This window comes from Antarcticibacterium sp. 1MA-6-2 (assembly GCF_021535135.1).
Lineage (GTDB): Bacteria > Bacteroidota > Bacteroidia > Flavobacteriales > Flavobacteriaceae > Gillisia.
The window spans coordinates 1108530-1124797 of record NZ_CP091036.1 but is presented as its reverse complement, the minus strand read 5'-3'; the positions used below and the strand labels follow the sequence as shown (position 1 = coordinate 1124797).

Here is a 16268-nt window from a genome sequence, read left to right as displayed (position 1 = left end):
AAAAATACACAGACCGCTGAGGGTAGTTCTTACTCAATTTTGATACACCCTTTTTTATCTCGCGGTCTTTTACTTTTTAATAAATAGCAATAACTATTGTCTTGAGAGATAGCTATGTAATTTGAACCATTCTCGTTTAATAAATTTTCTTCCTTAATTAATTTTAGTTTCCAATTAGGAAAACTGTTGTCGGGATTAAAGTTATTGACTATCTCCTTCAAACTGTTACTTCTAAGTCTATGAATTAGAATTTTGAAATATTCGCTAAACTCAGAGTGGATCAGATATTCGATCTCACGATATTTGTCTATCAATCTTCTCTTATCACTATCTACTACATTCCAAAAAGACCACCAATAGTGATAAAATTCATACCTACCGTTAACTGATATGGTCAGTAAAGCTCTTCTTAAATCATTTGTTAAGCATGTGTCGGTACTCAAGTTGTCTATGAATACGTTTTTAATTTCTTCTAAAAATTCAGTATCAATACTGTCTTGTTGTTTGTCAATATCCAAACAGTAAAAAATAAAATCAATTCTTCCCCTTAATAAATCTGTATCTTCTAACTCAAAAAGTATTTTTTTAGAGTCAGGATTTTTGAATATTATTTTAGCTTTAAATTTCTCCTCTTCAACTTGTTCTTTAGCAAATGTTGAACTTAGATTACTAATATTTGATAAATGGCCATAAATATCCTTACACCCGGTTGATAACTCAGATATAAGGTATATAACACCATCAAATGTTGCTGGACTTCTTACGATGTCAGGTCTCTTACCACTTTTTTCTATGTCCCCTCTAGAAATTATATTTCTAACTACTCTCATCCACTCTAAGTATTTTTGAGTATCTATAATTTTCACTTTTCTGAAATATTCTAATTGAGCAAAAAGAAGTACCTTCTGAGTATATGAAGCGTCTGATTCAAGTGTGATGGTTTTAATTAAACTTTCTTTTGGCTCATGCCTAAAAAGGGGGAAATTGAACTTAATCGCTTCAATTTCAACAAAATGATCGTCAATAAGATTAAGGCATTCAACTAGATAGTTGAAATCATCAACTTCAAAAAGTTTGGGAGAGATGTTATTTGAATCCTCTTGCAATTTTGAGATGATTCTCAATCTTTCTTCTGTTTTTTTATTTCTTTCAACGGACTGTCTAATCATTAATAGGGTAGAAATAAAGTTAACGAACGAAGTATCAACTGCATTATCTTTTCTAAAATGTTTCCAAAATAGATCCGTCCAAGTAGTATCTATTTTAAATGCAAATGATTTTGTGAAGTCCGAAAAAGACTCCCATTTTTCATCTCGAATTCTTTTCTCAAATCCAGCTTTAAAGTTTTCAAATGTTGAAAGCAATTTCCCCCTTGCATTCATTTTGATATAGAGATCATCAGTTAAACCGATATTTTCTAATTCTACGTGATAAAATCGGATTAAGTCAAATTCTTTAGACGTTAATTTATACCAAAGATTAGGGGTGTTATAAAATTTAAGATGAATGTCATCTATTGTCCTAAGCATTGCATCGATGGTAGGGTCATTCTTCCAGGATAAATAAAACCAAGGTGAATCAATTATAGTTTCACTAGGAGGTGAATCTTGTGTTAAAATAAGGCTGTTTTCTACCAGAGAATTACAAAAATCTCGGGAGGAAATTCTTGTTTCATATGTAAATTTTATTAAAATATTTTTTTCATCGACTAATTTTTTATCTTTTTGTGCAGCGTACCAATGTAAAAGAAATAATGTTGTTAATCTTTGCTGGCCATCTAATGGTTGAAATGCATCGTCTGTATTACTCCCGTATACGAAATCAAGCATTATTTTTTCTTCTTTGTCAATGCTATCATACAAAGCTTCTAAAAAATTTTGTCTTATTTTCTTTTTATCCTTCCTTCCTTGTGCGTAATCACGCTGGATAATGGGGATTTCAATTTTATTGGATGCTAATAGTTCATAAAAACTGAAGATTTTACCTTTGTATTTTTCGTTTTGCATAGAATTTATGATAAGTAAGAATTTAATACGTCATTTAAATCATTCTCGTAATTCTCACGGTCTTCCTGGGACCAAAAAGAAATTTTAGGAGGATATTCGCTGAAATATTTTAAGAAAACATTCTTTGTGCAGATAGGAATGAAAACACCTTGCTTATCGCGGTTGATAATGGTTTTTCTCTTAAAGGGAAATACTGCGTTTTTGTAGCTTCTGTTAGTTCCAGCATCGAGCAATGTGAGGTTTGATAAATCATTAATGTCATCATCCTCTCTTAACTCAGAATTAAAATATGAAACAACTTCTTCGAATAAACTTTTAAATCCTTCATCATCATCTTCTTTCCAATTGTTTATTTTTTTCTAAGACTCTTTTCTATTTTACTTTCATTACCAACAAATACAATAGCATCATCTATCCACTGTTTTTTATTTTTTTCAGGCAATTTATCCTTGACAGAAGTAATATGTTCGATATCCCATTTTTCATTTTTATATAAATCAAAAGGAAAGTAAGAGTTGTCTTTTGAACTTGCCAGCATAGTAAGAATATTGTATAGCAAAAGGATTTTTCTTACGTCATTTCCATCCGAATATTGAAGCTCATTAATGTCAACATTTTTTAGATCCTTTTTGATAAGTTTATCTAAATATTCTTTAAACTCAGATTTACTTATATCATCAGACATGATGTAAAGTTCCTTAATGCTTGTAGATTCAGTGCTAATTAGAAAACCGATTTTATGATAAAGTTCCCTTTCACTAAACCATTCACTAAAACGTTGATAATACCTTTTTACTTCATTCCAATTTTTTGTTAACTCCTCATTATTACCTTTTGAAAATTTCTTACTAAAATATCTAAAGGTATCATAGTTGTCATTAGGGTCTGGCTCTTCATTCATTAAGTTAAAAATGAATTCTATTCTGTTTGTTGCAACATTGTTTTGATTTAAAAAGAACCAAAATTTGTCATCTTGTAATGAATTCTCAATGTTGTCCCATTCAGTTGCGATTTCTAATTGCCGCAACCTAAGCTTATTTTCCTGGTTTTGAAAATTTGAACTATTAAGGAAAAGTGCTTTAATTAATTCAGAATTTGTTAAAGGAATTTTTCCAATATTTATTCTTGTGAAAATTGAAATTGAATCAGTCTCATTACTTAAATACCAAATGACTTTAGAATTGAATTTAAATTTAGAACGATAATCACCTGTGTCAAAATTACTCCCTTTGCTTTCAAACCAATCAGTAATTGCTTTAAAAGCATTTGAGATATAATAAAAGTCAATATTCGTTTTGTTATCAATATCGTCTTCTAATTGGCTCAGAAAAACTTTTGAACCGCTCCTCGTTTGGTAATCTAATTGAAATAACTTATCTCTTTTTTTTCAACAAAATCTTGATTTAAATAATAGAGAATCAAATATATGGTAGTAAGTCTTTGTTGCCCATCTATAACCTCATATTTGCCATTCTCAATTTTCTTTACAACAATGGGTTGAAGACAATACCATGTTTTTTCATCACTATGTTCCTCTATTAATCTAGGTGTAAAATTGGAAATATCATTTAATAACTCGACAACTTCTTTAGTACTCCATCTATAACCTCTTTGGTAAGATGGTATAAAGAAATTAAATTCTTGAAGTTCACTTATGGTTTTTAGTTCTAATATATTATCCATTTCTATTTCATTTGGGCATTTATGACAACTTTACGTTGAAGAACTGCAATCCTATGCATTTTTTCTTTTTAAAAAAAATGATACTTATATTTTATATAAATTTTTCTATTAAGGTGGGTAGTAAAGATCTAAAAGAGACCTATAAAATGGTATAAAAGAAATAAGTTTAAAATAAATGGGGAATAGCAAGAGGGTAACGGGCAGAGCCCCGTTACATTCCCCCACACTATTGATTATCAGGTATTTAATTCACTGTCAAACATAGTTTAGATGTAAATTTGCGTCAAATGCTTTGTAAAGCATCATATACAGGAAGAAATTTGCGTCAAATCTTATAAAAGGGCTATTTAAAAACTCCTTACCACCCAAAGGTTAAGGGAATTTTTGTGGGACTGGAAAGGGGTAATTACCTCTGTCCCCTTATTATTTTTTACAAACGGGGGAAATGCTCAGCTCAATAAGCTTTGAAATTCCCTGTTCAAATCGGCAATAATATCATCAAGAATATCAGGAACAGACTAAGGAAGTGCTTCCGTTAGTTACAAACAGAAGATCAATAAGGATTAACGATTAACTATTTTATTCCACCAAAAGCTCCGAAACACATATTCTTGTGAAGAATCTCAACCTTCCTAAAACCTACTTTCTTCATAAGATCCAATTGATAATTCATTGACCTAGGGGAATCTTCTTTTGCAATATAATCTAGGACCTTTTCGCGGTATTCTTTCCCACCCAAGCGTTCTAAATAGTCGCCATACTTTTCCCAAGTATAGTCATTTATTACTTCGGTGTCTTGTGTAATCAGATCAGAAATCATTAAACAACCACCTAGTTTTAATAACTTAAAAAGTTTAGTAAAGGTAGTTTCCCAGTCTCTGTCATCTCTCAAATGGTGCAAGACTGCACTTACTAAGATGATGTCAAAATGTTCTTCAGGCAGCTCTATAACTCTAATGTCCCCCTGCACAATTTCTACTTTTCTTTTTGCCTGTTGTAATACTCTTTCTAATGCTCTTTCCAGCATAGGCTGACTTAAATCAACTAAGGTGCAATTCAAATTTGGTAATTTTGAAAGCATCATAAGAGAATAATTTCCTGCACCACAACCAATATCTAATAAATTCTCAGCTTTAGGTGTAATACGTTTAGAGGCTTCTGTAATAAGTTCTAGCGAAACCTTTGCGTCAATTGTAGCAAGTTGACCTGTACCAAGGTTGGAGAACCGTTCTATATCATTGTCAAACCGCTCTCTAATTTCTTCTACTGTTGATTTTTTCATATGCTATTTCGTATTTATGAGTAATCCTTTAGGCTTTAAATTATTTTCAAACTCTTTTATGTAGTAATTTCCAGTCCTTCTAAATGCCAAGAGATAAATTCCCAAACCATTTTGGGATCAGACATTCTTGTCTTATCCAAAAATTTTTATTTTACTCTTTGAAATGTCAGCGTTTTATTATCACTTGAAGTCAACTTTAAGTGATCATCCTGTACAGTAAATGATTTGTTGTTTTTCAGTAAATTCAAGTATTCTGCTTCCCAGGTTCCCCCACATCCTTGTTCGTGCTTTTCTATAGAATCAATAAAAACAATCGAATTATCAACAATATTTAACGTTGTTCCCCAAGTGTTACATCCTGTAAAACCTCCAATTTTTCTTTCATCTGTATCTATGGCTATTTTAGGTTGACCTCCATAATTAATTGGATACACATTTTCAATAGTAAATGAGGTGTCGTTTACTCTAATTAACTTCCAACTACCATTCAACCTATCTATTACCGAGGTAGAATCACTAGTACTATCCAAAACAACTTTTCCACTATGATCCTCATTTTTACAGGAAGTAAAAATTACAAGAATTGAAATAAATAAAATTCTAATTTTCGTATTCAACTTTTAGAAGAAAGATAAATAATATTCTCCTCTATTGTATTTCAACGATAATTTAAAGTGAAAATCTGGTTCAACTTTTTGCTAAATTAAAATTAAAAGGTTCTAATAGTTAGTCTTTAAATTAAAGTTTATTTAAGGTTCAATTGTAGAAAATCAGCCGCGCAACATAGTATTAGTTATAGTAGATTTTGGGGCTTGCAGCACTTCGCTTTGCTTCGTTCGCTTTTTTCTTGCAACACTAGAAAATTTTTGCCCCATATCTACCGAACTAATACTATAAAATGTGTGGTAAAAGGAACGACTTTCTTCCATCCCTCTACAGAGTAACATTTACCATCGGCACTCAGAAAAATAGTGTTTTAAGTGAATTTACTGTAAATAATTCTTGAATTTACAGGCCTTCCCAAAGTTTTTACAGTATATCTCATCTAAAAGTTTCTAATCCCAATTCATACAACTGTGAAAATGAGGGGAATATAAATAATAACATTGCGTCAGCGTGTTATCCTCTTGCTATTTCCCTCCCACCTAAGAATAAGAAATACAGTCCTCAATTTTTGTTAAATTATTGATTATATTAGCCTCAACAGCATATGAGATTGCTTCTGTAATTGATCAAGAAATTAGACATGACATGTAAAAATGATTGTTCTTTTATGTAAAAAAATTGACAATTCGTTTAGCACTAGTTCAACCTGTGGCCTAATAAATTTTATAGGTTAGACTTGAGAATTCAAAAAAAATAAACATAAATAAACCTCTAAAAAATGAATAAATTATGGCTAGTCTTATTTGTGGCTTTGACAATAAACCTGACGTCGCAAGCTCAATTAAAAGTATTAGAGAGTAATCCCATTAAAATAGGATCTTTAAAAAATATAGAAGTATACAAATTAAATGAGGTATATACAGTACAATATAGAGACACTCAATATGAACATATCGATGAGTTCAAGAATTTCTCAATAAATGAGGAAAGTTTCGATCAGTTGTATACTTTAATAATAACTAATTGGGATAATCCACCAGAAGAAGACATTACCGTACAGTTTAATGACGGCTACTTATCCCTTGACTATTATTCCGTTATGGGAATGACTTCAGTGAGATTTATTCATGGAAGTAATAGTGGAAATGTTGGTTTTTCTAAAGCCTTAACGAAGAAACAAATAGATAAGCTATTCGGCAAGAAATAACTTACCACCTATTTTAATTCTATTTATAAGAACTTGCCAATTATTTGAACATAACCAAGAGGAATTGAATGACACCAACACCTGAACAAGAAAAAATTTACAATTTCATAAAGTTTGATTCGAATCACGGAATTATAGATGCAGTTGCTGGTTCTGGAAAAACAACGACTATAATTGAGAGTATTGGCTTTGTTGAAAAAAGTAATTCAATTCTATTTTGTGCTTTTAATAAGAGCATTAGAGATGAAATTCAAGAAAGAATATCACAAAAAAAGAATGACAATATTGTTGTTAAAAACCTTCATCAACTTGGATTTGAAATTTTAAAATCAAATTCAGAACTTCCATATAATGTAAAAACTAGAAAATATAATGACTTAATATCTAGATCAATTGAAAGTTATAATAAGGAAGCATTCTTTCGCTACTTGAAATTATATGACATTAATCCTGAACCAGAAAACAATTTCGAAAAAAGCCAACTGAATAACTATTTCAATTATTTTAAGAATAAACTCCTTGATTCAGTTGACAAATTTAGGTTAACATTAGAAAAAAATGACTTCTTTAAATTTAAGGAGATGGTTATTCATTTCAACATAATTGACCCAAACAAAACAAGCGAAAAAATTCTAGACTCAGTTATCGATATATTATTTAAAGGCACAGAAAGACTTTTAGAGGAAGGAAATAAAATTGCTACAAGCCATAATACAATTGATTTAACTGATATGCTTTACTTACCAAAAGTTTTTGAAGTTTACCCCATTAAAAAGTACGATTTACTCTTTGTTGACGAATGTCAAGATCTATCGAAAGCTCAATTAGCAGTGGCCTTAAAATATGTGAAAAAATCTGGTCGGGTCATTGCAGTTGGTGATCCTTGTCAATCGATTTATGGATTTACTGGAGCAGACATTGAATCTTTTAGCTAGTTTGAGAATTTATTAAAGAATTGTACTAAACTAACTTTATCATTTTGTTTTAGGTGTCCAAATAATGTTATCGAATATGCACAAAACTTTAGAGCGGATATAAAACCTTTTAGAGATAAAGAAGGAATTATTGAAAAACTTAAATTTAATCAAGTTATTGGAGTCGCTAAAGATGGAGATTTAATAATCAGCCGAACAAAAGCACCCTTAACAACATTGCTTTTTGTCCTACTTGAGAATAATAGAAAAGTAAATATTCACCAGGATGATGTAAAAGACCTATTTAATGAACTCCGCTTTTTATTTTCCAAACAAGAATTAAATACAAGGTTTGTATATAAAAACGGTTATGATTTCTTTGAAAAAGTTAAAGAAAGGAATATTTATTTTGTTCAGAATAAAGCAAAAAAAATGGTGAATGATTCCTCAAAGGAAGAGTTTATAAAAGAAGAGACTGAATATATTGAAAGAAGAATAAATTTTTTACAAAGGCAAGCATCAATTCATGTGGATGTATTGACAATAAACGAGCTGGTAAAACGGATAGAAGGACTTGTTACTGAAAGTGAAGATGCAATTAAACTTTCTACTATACATAAAGCTAAAGGACTTGAAAATAACAGAGTTTTCATCTTGGATTATGACAAACTTCCTTTGAAAAAGGACAATCACAAATCTTGGGAAACGATCCAAGAAAACAATTTAAAATATGTTGCCTTAACACGAGCAAGAGAATCTTTATTTTTAGTAAATACTATTAAAGAAGATGTTGAAACTGAGGAAGGAAATTTATTTGATGAGTTAGATGATATATGGTAAAAATTTATTGACGACCAATGCTTCACCCCACCATAAACTTTTTAAAATTTACGCATTAAAAAAATATAATACACATTTAAAAAAATTCGGTGTCTTCAATTTATATCGTTGATCCGGAGACTTGCAATATTTCGCAATTACTACTGTTGAAATTATTCATAAAAATCCACCATCCTCGTGTTTTATTATAATTAGTGAAAACACAGAATTCACACAGCTCACCGAATTGAAACCTTTTATAATTAGAAATTTAGGTGCAAGCGGACAAAAAAGTAGAAATGAAAGCAAAAGAAGAATTTCAAGAATTAGACTTTGAACAATATTTAATAAATATTGACAAATTAGAAACAGTGAAAATAGGAAATACGGAGGTGCCTGAATTTGAGCAAAATTTCGAGCAACCTTTTCTTGGAGCTTTTGACACCCTGAATTTTCTCGTGGGCACACCGGAAAATAACCTTCTCAAAAGTTAAATATTGCGTCAGCAACGTTTTGGAATCAATTCGGACAACTCACTATTAAACAAATGGAATATGTAGTTAATTCGTTAATGATCCTTTGCGAGATGGATAATGATTATTGGACCGATGTGGATGAAATGAGAATCAATTCTGGTTTTTGGAGAGGAAGAAGTATAATTTCTGATGTAACGGTATTTATTGAATTAGATGAAATCAAAGGATTCAAAGTGACAATAATTGGTATGAATGAATTTCTAAACCACATTGCCCGCACCTAACAAGAATTTCCAAATTGGTTAAAATATGAAATTGAAAAAAATGTGAAAGAACAGGAAGTGAATAAATTATGAAACATCTTTAATTTAATTCTAAAACGTAACTAATTTAAATATATCAGATCATCAAGTGATATATTTTATTATTCTACATGTTTTGCTTACGGTTTTTTTCTTTAATTAAAACTTGGCACGAAAACGAGTTGATTAGGCCTGCTTTAACCTTAAAGACCTTTTCAAAAACTTCATTATTTTTCACCTCATAATTTATATTTATACCTGATGAAGACGCTGCAATTCTTCGAGTTTTAATATTCCTTGCATTTTCGCTTTGTTTAAAAATTTAATCAGGAGATGATGCACATAGTCAGTATCCTCTTCTGATATATCTACATAGGATTTATAGTAAAGATTGTATTGGGCTTGAACCAATGCATTATAAACCCTCTGGGATCGAAAGGATTTTTTTGGAAATATTATGCTGGGGCTGCTACTAAAATGGTTACAAAGGTTTAATAGAAAATTCAGGTCGAAAATTGACGGCTTATACTCCCAGAAAACCGCTAACAATGCGGCACAAGTTTGTTGGAAGGCCTGGGACAGCAAGAATATTTTGGCAGCTTCATCACGGAAAGTTGCACAAGTATCAACTTTATCTTCAAAATATGAGGCTCTATTCAGACGAAATTCCCACTCCTTCTTGATCTTGGCGTAGATAAAAGGATGAGCACAATAACCAGTTACTACTAACTTGTCTGTAGAATATAGTTCTGTTTCTGGGGATATGACACGTGCCAGGAAATTATCACCATAGTTCAGCTGTAATTGACCTCATTAGTAGTATAAAGAATAGGATATATCTTTATTTTCTGCCCCAGCTTAGTAAACACTTTATTAATAAAGTGTTTCGGCTCAGCAACATATTCCTTACTAATAATTATAATGGTAATACCATAGTTGTGCCTCTTTGAAGATTTTTTCTGTTTATCGAAAATATAGGAGGAAAAAGTGTTTTCATGTTGAGCACCAATAAAATATATTGAGTGCACATCAAGAATAGAACAAATCACTTGTACGAGATCTTTTAGGTATTTCTTAGGGATTGATTGTTTTCTCATAGCTGATTAATTTTAATTTGGTTTTTGAAAACTGGGAGTTTTCCTTTTAATAAGGATAAAATCCTATATTTGAATAATCCTTCATGATGCTGATTATTATTCTTTGTTGAAGGTAGATAGATTCAAAGCCGTGCCCTACCAATAGGCTTTGTGTAGTACTCATTCGGGGTTGTAATTTACCCGTAAGGATAATCCGAAATTGTTAGAGAAAGAATTATTTATATTTGAATTATGACAACAGCTACTAAATCAAACCATATCGGCCGCAAGATTGCTCGTATACGAGAACTTCGTGGGATGAAACAGGAAACTCTTGCCGAGGAACTAGGCATTAGTCAACAAAGTGTTTCGCACCTGGAACAGAGTGAAACAGTAGAAGAAGAAAAGCTTGAAAAAATAGCGAAGGTTCTAGGAGTAACAAAGGAGGTTATTGAAAAGTTTTCCGAAGAAGCTATCTTTAACAACATCCAAAATAATTATGAAGGTTCAACCATTAATGCGGGTCCAACAGTAAACCACCATTGTACCTTTAATCCCTTGGATAAACTTGTAGAAGCTTATGAAGAAAATAAGAAACTCTATGAGCGCTTAGTTCAGGCGGAGAAGGATAAGGTTGCTTATTTGGAGAAATTAAATAATAATAAATAACTACATTTTCAAAGATTGGAAATTAAGTATCTCCAAAATAATTTAGTTCAATTAAAAAAGGCTATTAATCAGGACAGATTAGTCATTTTTGCAGGAGCTGGAGTTTCATTTGATTCTGGTTTGCCTTTGGGAAATAATTTATTAGAAAAAATAAAGAAAAAATTAAACTTTGATACCCAAGAGGATGATCCATTAAAGTTAGCTCAATTATTACATATCGAAAAAGGTGAAAAAGATTATAATGAAATTCTCAAAAATTTAATTTTTGAATCTTGTACTACTGCAAATCCTATTCATGAAATATTATTTACATTAAATCCTCAACATATTGTAACCACAAATTATGACTATTTTTTTGAGGAAATTATAGATCAGGACGGCCTACCTTTTTCAATTATTTCAAAGGATCAGGATTTGCCCTATGCGGAACATAAAAATCTTGTAATTAAATATCATGGAGATTTTCAAAATAAAAATATTGTTCTCAAGGAAACCGATTATTTGGAGTATTCTAAAACAAATATTTTAAAAGAAACATTTGTAAAATCCTTATTTAGCAATAAAGTTATATTATTTGTTGGATACAGTTTTTCAGACATAAACTTGAAAATTTTACTTAGAGAAGTCCAACACTTATTAAAAAAACATCAGCAGAAATCTTATTTGATCATTCCCGATGAAAATGTGCCTAATTCCGAAATTTCTTATTTTAATAATTTTGGTATCAATATTATAAATTTTGATCCTAATCTTTTTTTAGACGATTATCAAAAAGATAAATTATCAAAAAAGGGCCAGAAGGTATATTCAATCCTAAATTTCTTAGCTAAACTAGAAATTTTTGATCATGATTATTTTTTGACGGAGGAAGCTGACGCTGAGAACATTATAGAATCTGCCTTTCAGTCGTTGAAGAGATTTGAGATTTTTGGTGTTCTTCCTAAAATATTTATAGCAGACTTATATCCCTTTAATAAAGCAATTAAACAACCCCCAGATTATAACATCATTGAGGATAGAATACTTGTCTTTAGTAAAAATGTTTATGAAGCTTTACTACAAGGATTTAGCAGTGAAAAAGAACTTGATGATTTTACCGATAAATCATTTCGCATTAAGAAAATTCTTTTAATGTCTGGAATTAATGAAATTGCATATGTAGACAAACCCAAATCCCTTGGACAGTTTATTCCCGAAGATGAAAATATATTTAGATTAAGTACAAGAAAAACTGGGATAAATTGTAAATGTTTTGACTGCTCCCTAAATCGGTTTGAATATCAAGAAATTCAGAAAAAACAGAAGGCTTATAGGATTTCGAGTACAACCGACATCTTTGAGGATTTAAAGTATTCATATGTTCTTTATGAAATTGGTGACTACCTTAATAGTTTTAAGGCCTTTCAAAATTTGCTCCAGAAGTCCAATAAACAGCGAAGGTTCGATATAAGCTTTCTTTCCAAATTCAATTTGGTTAATTTATCAAAATATCTTTATAGATCCTATACAGCAAATGATGAAATCGAAGAAGACGATTATGAGAAATTTAAACAGGTTGTAGATTCAATAAACTTAGATAAAGAACTTGAAAAACTGAAATTCTTTTATGACAAAGATGTATACAATCTTTATAAAAATTTAAATAATGGTAAAATTGTACATCGGCTTTGTATAGAAATAGACAGTTTGAAATTCACCACTTTAGAAACTTTGGACAGGATTAAAGGCGGCGGTTCTGGGGGTAAAAGCTTTATTGAATTATTGAATAGAATGAAGGAATTAGATAATTTTTTGAGAGTTAACCATATTATCGCTGATAATCCTTATGAAGTAAATCATTCATTTCAAAAATCAATCGAAAGTTTAATTATAGGTTACAAATTAAAAAATATTCCACACATCAGTCGAGGTTTAAATCTTGGGAAGCCTCATTTGAAATGTTTCAATTACTGGATCTGCGTTACTATTATTAGAAGATCCATTCCTGAAATATTATATAAAGCATTGCGAAATTGGGAAATAGAAAACATTGAACTCTGTAAAAGTGATAGGAATAAAATTTTTAATCAAATTTCTCAATTCTTAAAAAACGGCTATGACAATAATAAATTTTTTGGCGGCTCGCGAAGGAGTGAAATGTTCAATACTAATTACCAGGGAAAAACAACTTTTAAATTAGTTATTGATCGGCAGTTTAGTAATATATGTATTTTATTATCTTATTTGGACATAGAGGAAGAGAATTTCATTAGTTATATCGATTCAATGACAGAATTTTTGAGATATATTGTGTTTAATGAAACCTCAGATAGTTTAAAATATCTTAATATATTTTTCCTTAAGAAATCCCATTTATTTTCCCAAAAGAATCTGAATGAAATTTTAGCTATTATTTATGAGAATTATGGACTAAATAATATATTCTACACACTTTTAAAAAATTCGAAGGAAGAAACCACGCTTGGATTTGTGGATGTAAATAGAGTAAATTTCCATGTCCTAAATTTTAGCTCTACAAATTTATTTCCTCTTTTAAACAATCAACAGCAGAAGGTATACAAAGAAAATCTTAGAGCAGAAATTGAGATAAAAAATGGATCATATTATTTGTATTTTGATGCCATTAATAATAATATTATAACTGAACCTGAATTCATTCAAAAGTTTAAAGAGGACATTAATTCTCTATTACAACTAGAAATAGATAACAATAGCAGAAACTTAATTTTTTATAACCACCAAATACATTTATTTCTAACTTTATTATTTGAAAATAAAATTGATTTATCCTTTCTTGATTTAGATAAAATTCATTATAAATATTATCAATTCTTATTTAATTTAAATAATTTCCCAGAAAGTGATTTTGATTTAAATTGGTTAAAATATAAACGCCCTAAAATTATTGATGATCAGGTAAGTAATATTTCCTTTGTATATGATAAGATTGAAAAATATTTATTAGATAATGATGATCCTGAATATAGGCAGATATATTTTCAATTAAAGAAAAGGCAGAGTCGCATAGCGAAACTTGAATAGGAACATAAGTGTCGATATCCAGATCTAATAGCTGAGAATTGACACTTTTTTGATTAAAAATAAATGGATTAAGGTATTGTATACTTTAATCCATCTCAAAAGAAAAAAATGAAAATAAATTCGAGAGAAAAATCGTATAGCTCTAATCCACAAGCACTTTCATTCATAAACCATTTAAAATCTAATGAAAGTAAATTGGATTTTGTAGAATCGAATTTATATTACGACTTTCCTATTTTTAAAGATTTCGATGGTGACATTCTCATTTCACAACTCCTAATCATCTCGAAAAGTCACGGAATAATACTAGTCTCATTTGATGATTCAAAAAACACTATAAAAAGTATAGACGGTGAATTTTTAATTCAGGAAATAGAACAACTTCATTCTGTCATCTTTAGTCGCTTATTGAGGAACAGGAATTTACGCAAATCTAAAACCGAACTTCTATTTCCCATTACTTCATTCATATTCAATACCAATTTACAAGCTGATAGTCAGTTAGAGGATTTAAATTGTATTTCAAACTTTTCTGGCTTGGAGAGCTTTTTTGAAGAGCTGAATAACAATGAAATTAGTGACTCAAAGTATATAGAGCTTATTGCTACTATTGAAGGTGCAAATGGACTATTAAAACCTAAAGAAAGACCGCATTTAAATGATAATACTAAAAAAGGACTTACAGCAACTGAAATTGAAAAAGAGATAAATACATTTGATGAGTTTCAGAAGAAGGCTTTTATGAATGAGATTATCGGTCCAGAAAGGATACGGGGTCTGGCTGGATCTGGAAAAACCGTAGTACTTGCTTTAAAAGCAGCTATTACACATTTAAGAGAGCCTGATGCTAATATTGTTTATACATTTTACACTAAGAGTTTATACCAACATATTCAAAGATTAATCACTCGATTTTATAGACAGTATGATGACAAAGATCCTGATTGGAACAAGTTAAAGATCGTTCATGCGTGGGGAAATGCTACAAATACAGGAATTTATTATGAAGCATGTGAAAAAAATGAAGTTCCCTTTTTCTCCTTTTCAAAAGCAGCTTCTAAGGATCCTACACACCCATTTGACTACGTCTGCAAATCCTTATTAGAAGTTGAAGAACTGGAAAAAGTTTATGATTATATGTTTATTGACGAAGGGCAAGATTTCCCTCAATCATTTATTAAGCTATGTCTAAGAATATGCAATAAAGGAAGAATAGTTTGGGCTTATGACGAACTCCAAACGATTTTTCAAGTAAAAACTCCCAGTATTGATACAGTTTTAGAAGGAACTGAATATAAAGGTCTGGAAGAAGACATAATTCTCTATAAATGCTATCGCAATCCTCGAGAAGTTTTGGTGACAGCTCATGCTGTAGGCTTTGGTATCTATGGTGAAATTGTTCAAATGCTAGATGAAAAGGACTACTGGAATGATATAGGTTATAAAGTAGTTGAAGGTGAGTTTAAGGAGGGAGATCAAATTATTATAGAAAGACCCCAAGAAAATTCATTAGAAACTATTTCTAAACATTTCAAAAAAAATGAAATCGTAAGTTTTAATTCTTATAGGGATTTTGAAGAAGAATTAACAGAATGTGTAAAGAACATTTTAGATGATTTATCTAATGGTCTCTTACCGGATGATATCTTAGTAATTGTGGTGGATGATAGAAATGCTAAATCTTATCTGAATAATATTCAAGGATTGTTAGCAGCACATAAAATTAAATCCAATAATATTCACGCAGACAAATTTAGTATTAAAGATTTTTCTATGACAAATCACGTAACCTTAAGCACCATTCATAAAGCAAAGGGCAACGAAGCCTATTCTGTACATGTTGTAGGAATCGATTCATTGTACTCACTAAAGCCTACTATTAGAGAACGAAATTTAATGTTTACTGCTATGACTAGGACAAAAGGGTGGTTATCACTAAGCGGTGTAGGAAAGTCAGCCGATAAGTGGGTTAAAGAACTGACTGTGGCTTTAGAGAAGTTCCCAAATATAGAATTTGAGTATCCTAGTAAAAGGGCTCTTAACATTATGAAAAGAGATATGGAAGCAAAAGCTACCAGAAAGAGTAAGCAGGCCAAAATGTTGGATGACTTGTTATCAGAAATGTCTCCTGATGAAATAAAACAATTTTTGGAGCAACGAGAAGTTAATAAAAAGAAGAAGTAGAA

At 30.4% G+C, this 16268-nt stretch carries 14 protein-coding genes; 8 read left to right on the top strand and 6 right to left on the bottom strand.

Features of this window, described 5'->3' with window-relative positions; genetic code table 11:
* Positions 1-29: 29 nt before the first annotated feature.
* The 5 genes from LZ575_RS05680 to LZ575_RS05655 all read right to left on the bottom strand — a co-directional run bounded on the left by LZ575_RS05680 (position 30) and on the right by LZ575_RS05655 (position 5588).
* Positions 30-2006 (bottom strand): DUF262 domain-containing protein, encoded by a 1977-nt coding sequence (locus LZ575_RS05680; RefSeq protein WP_235329710.1) that lies wholly within the window; start codon positions 2004-2006, stop codon positions 30-32.
* A gap of 349 nt (positions 2007-2355) precedes the next feature.
* Positions 2356-3033, bottom strand: coding sequence for a hypothetical protein (locus LZ575_RS05670; protein ID WP_235329706.1), 678 nt, complete (start codon positions 3031-3033; stop codon positions 2356-2358).
* A 332-nt stretch (positions 3034-3365) separates the two neighbouring features.
* Positions 3366-3689 (bottom strand): DUF262 domain-containing protein, encoded by a 324-nt coding sequence (locus LZ575_RS05665; RefSeq protein WP_235329704.1) that lies wholly within the window; start codon positions 3687-3689, stop codon positions 3366-3368.
* 574 nt (positions 3690-4263) lie between these two features.
* Positions 4264-4971 (bottom strand): trans-aconitate 2-methyltransferase, encoded by a 708-nt coding sequence (locus LZ575_RS05660; RefSeq protein WP_235329702.1) that lies wholly within the window; start codon positions 4969-4971, stop codon positions 4264-4266.
* Positions 4972-5117: 146 nt separating this feature from the next.
* Positions 5118-5588 (bottom strand): META domain-containing protein, encoded by a 471-nt coding sequence (locus LZ575_RS05655; protein ID WP_235329700.1) that lies wholly within the window; start codon positions 5586-5588, stop codon positions 5118-5120.
* 767 nt (positions 5589-6355) lie between these two features.
* Here LZ575_RS05655 and LZ575_RS05650 point away from each other — a divergent pair.
* The 5 genes from LZ575_RS05650 to LZ575_RS05630 all read left to right on the top strand — a co-directional run bounded on the left by LZ575_RS05650 (position 6356) and on the right by LZ575_RS05630 (position 9277).
* Entirely contained in the window at positions 6356-6784 is a 429-nt protein-coding gene (locus tag LZ575_RS05650; RefSeq protein ID WP_235329698.1) for a hypothetical protein, read from the top strand.
* A 68-nt stretch (positions 6785-6852) separates the two neighbouring features.
* Positions 6853-7719, top strand: a complete 867-nt coding sequence (locus LZ575_RS05645) for a UvrD-helicase domain-containing protein (RefSeq protein ID WP_235329696.1) — start codon at positions 6853-6855, stop codon at positions 7717-7719.
* Positions 7720-7788: 69 nt separating this feature from the next.
* The gene (locus LZ575_RS05640) at positions 7789-8538 is read left to right on the top strand and encodes a 3'-5' exonuclease (RefSeq protein WP_311196092.1); all 750 of its coding nucleotides are present in this window, start codon (positions 7789-7791) and stop codon (positions 8536-8538) included.
* 278 nt (positions 8539-8816) lie between these two features.
* Entirely contained in the window at positions 8817-9011 is a 195-nt protein-coding gene (locus tag LZ575_RS05635; RefSeq protein WP_235329694.1) for a hypothetical protein, read from the top strand.
* Positions 9012-9064: 53 nt separating this feature from the next.
* Positions 9065-9277 (top strand): hypothetical protein, encoded by a 213-nt coding sequence (locus tag LZ575_RS05630; protein WP_235329692.1) that lies wholly within the window; start codon positions 9065-9067, stop codon positions 9275-9277.
* Between the two features lie 812 nt (positions 9278-10089).
* Here LZ575_RS05630 and LZ575_RS05625 read toward each other — a convergent pair.
* Positions 10090-10392: a hypothetical protein gene (locus LZ575_RS05625; protein ID WP_235329690.1), complete on the bottom strand. Its 303-nt coding sequence runs from the start codon at positions 10390-10392 to the stop codon at positions 10090-10092.
* 231 nt (positions 10393-10623) lie between these two features.
* Between LZ575_RS05625 and LZ575_RS05620 the strand changes: the two genes are divergently transcribed.
* From LZ575_RS05620 to LZ575_RS05610, 3 genes are all read left to right on the top strand, one after another.
* A complete protein-coding gene (locus LZ575_RS05620) occupies positions 10624-11040 on the top strand; it encodes a helix-turn-helix domain-containing protein (protein ID WP_235329688.1) in 417 nt (138 codons plus the stop codon).
* Between the two features lie 15 nt (positions 11041-11055).
* Complete coding sequence (locus LZ575_RS05615; RefSeq protein ID WP_235329686.1) at positions 11056-14082, top strand: SIR2 family protein; 3027 nt, start codon at positions 11056-11058, stop codon at positions 14080-14082.
* Between the two features lie 108 nt (positions 14083-14190).
* Positions 14191-16266 (top strand): DEAD/DEAH box helicase, encoded by a 2076-nt coding sequence (locus LZ575_RS05610; RefSeq protein ID WP_235329684.1) that lies wholly within the window; start codon positions 14191-14193, stop codon positions 16264-16266.
* Positions 16267-16268: the final 2 nt, after the last annotated feature.

Excerpts from the sequence above, each read along its gene's own strand:
- LZ575_RS05680 (WP_235329710.1), bottom strand. The coding sequence starts at position 2,006 with ATGCAAAACGAAAAATACAAAGGTAAAATCTTCAGTTTTTATGAACTA.
- LZ575_RS05665 (WP_235329704.1), bottom strand. The coding sequence starts at position 3,689 with ATGGATAATATATTAGAACTAAAAACCATAAGTGAACTTCAAGAATTT.
- LZ575_RS05660 (WP_235329702.1), bottom strand. The coding sequence starts at position 4,971 with ATGAAAAAATCAACAGTAGAAGAAATTAGAGAGCGGTTTGACAATGAT.
- LZ575_RS05650 (WP_235329698.1), top strand. The coding sequence starts at position 6,356 with ATGAATAAATTATGGCTAGTCTTATTTGTGGCTTTGACAATAAACCTG.
- LZ575_RS05645 (WP_235329696.1), top strand. The coding sequence starts at position 6,853 with ATGACACCAACACCTGAACAAGAAAAAATTTACAATTTCATAAAGTTT.
- LZ575_RS05635 (WP_235329694.1), top strand. The coding sequence starts at position 8,817 with ATGAAAGCAAAAGAAGAATTTCAAGAATTAGACTTTGAACAATATTTA.
- LZ575_RS05630 (WP_235329692.1), top strand. The coding sequence starts at position 9,065 with ATGGAATATGTAGTTAATTCGTTAATGATCCTTTGCGAGATGGATAAT.
- LZ575_RS05625 (WP_235329690.1), bottom strand. The coding sequence starts at position 10,392 with ATGAGAAAACAATCAATCCCTAAGAAATACCTAAAAGATCTCGTACAA.
- LZ575_RS05620 (WP_235329688.1), top strand. The coding sequence starts at position 10,624 with ATGACAACAGCTACTAAATCAAACCATATCGGCCGCAAGATTGCTCGT.
- LZ575_RS05610 (WP_235329684.1), top strand. The coding sequence starts at position 14,191 with ATGAAAATAAATTCGAGAGAAAAATCGTATAGCTCTAATCCACAAGCA.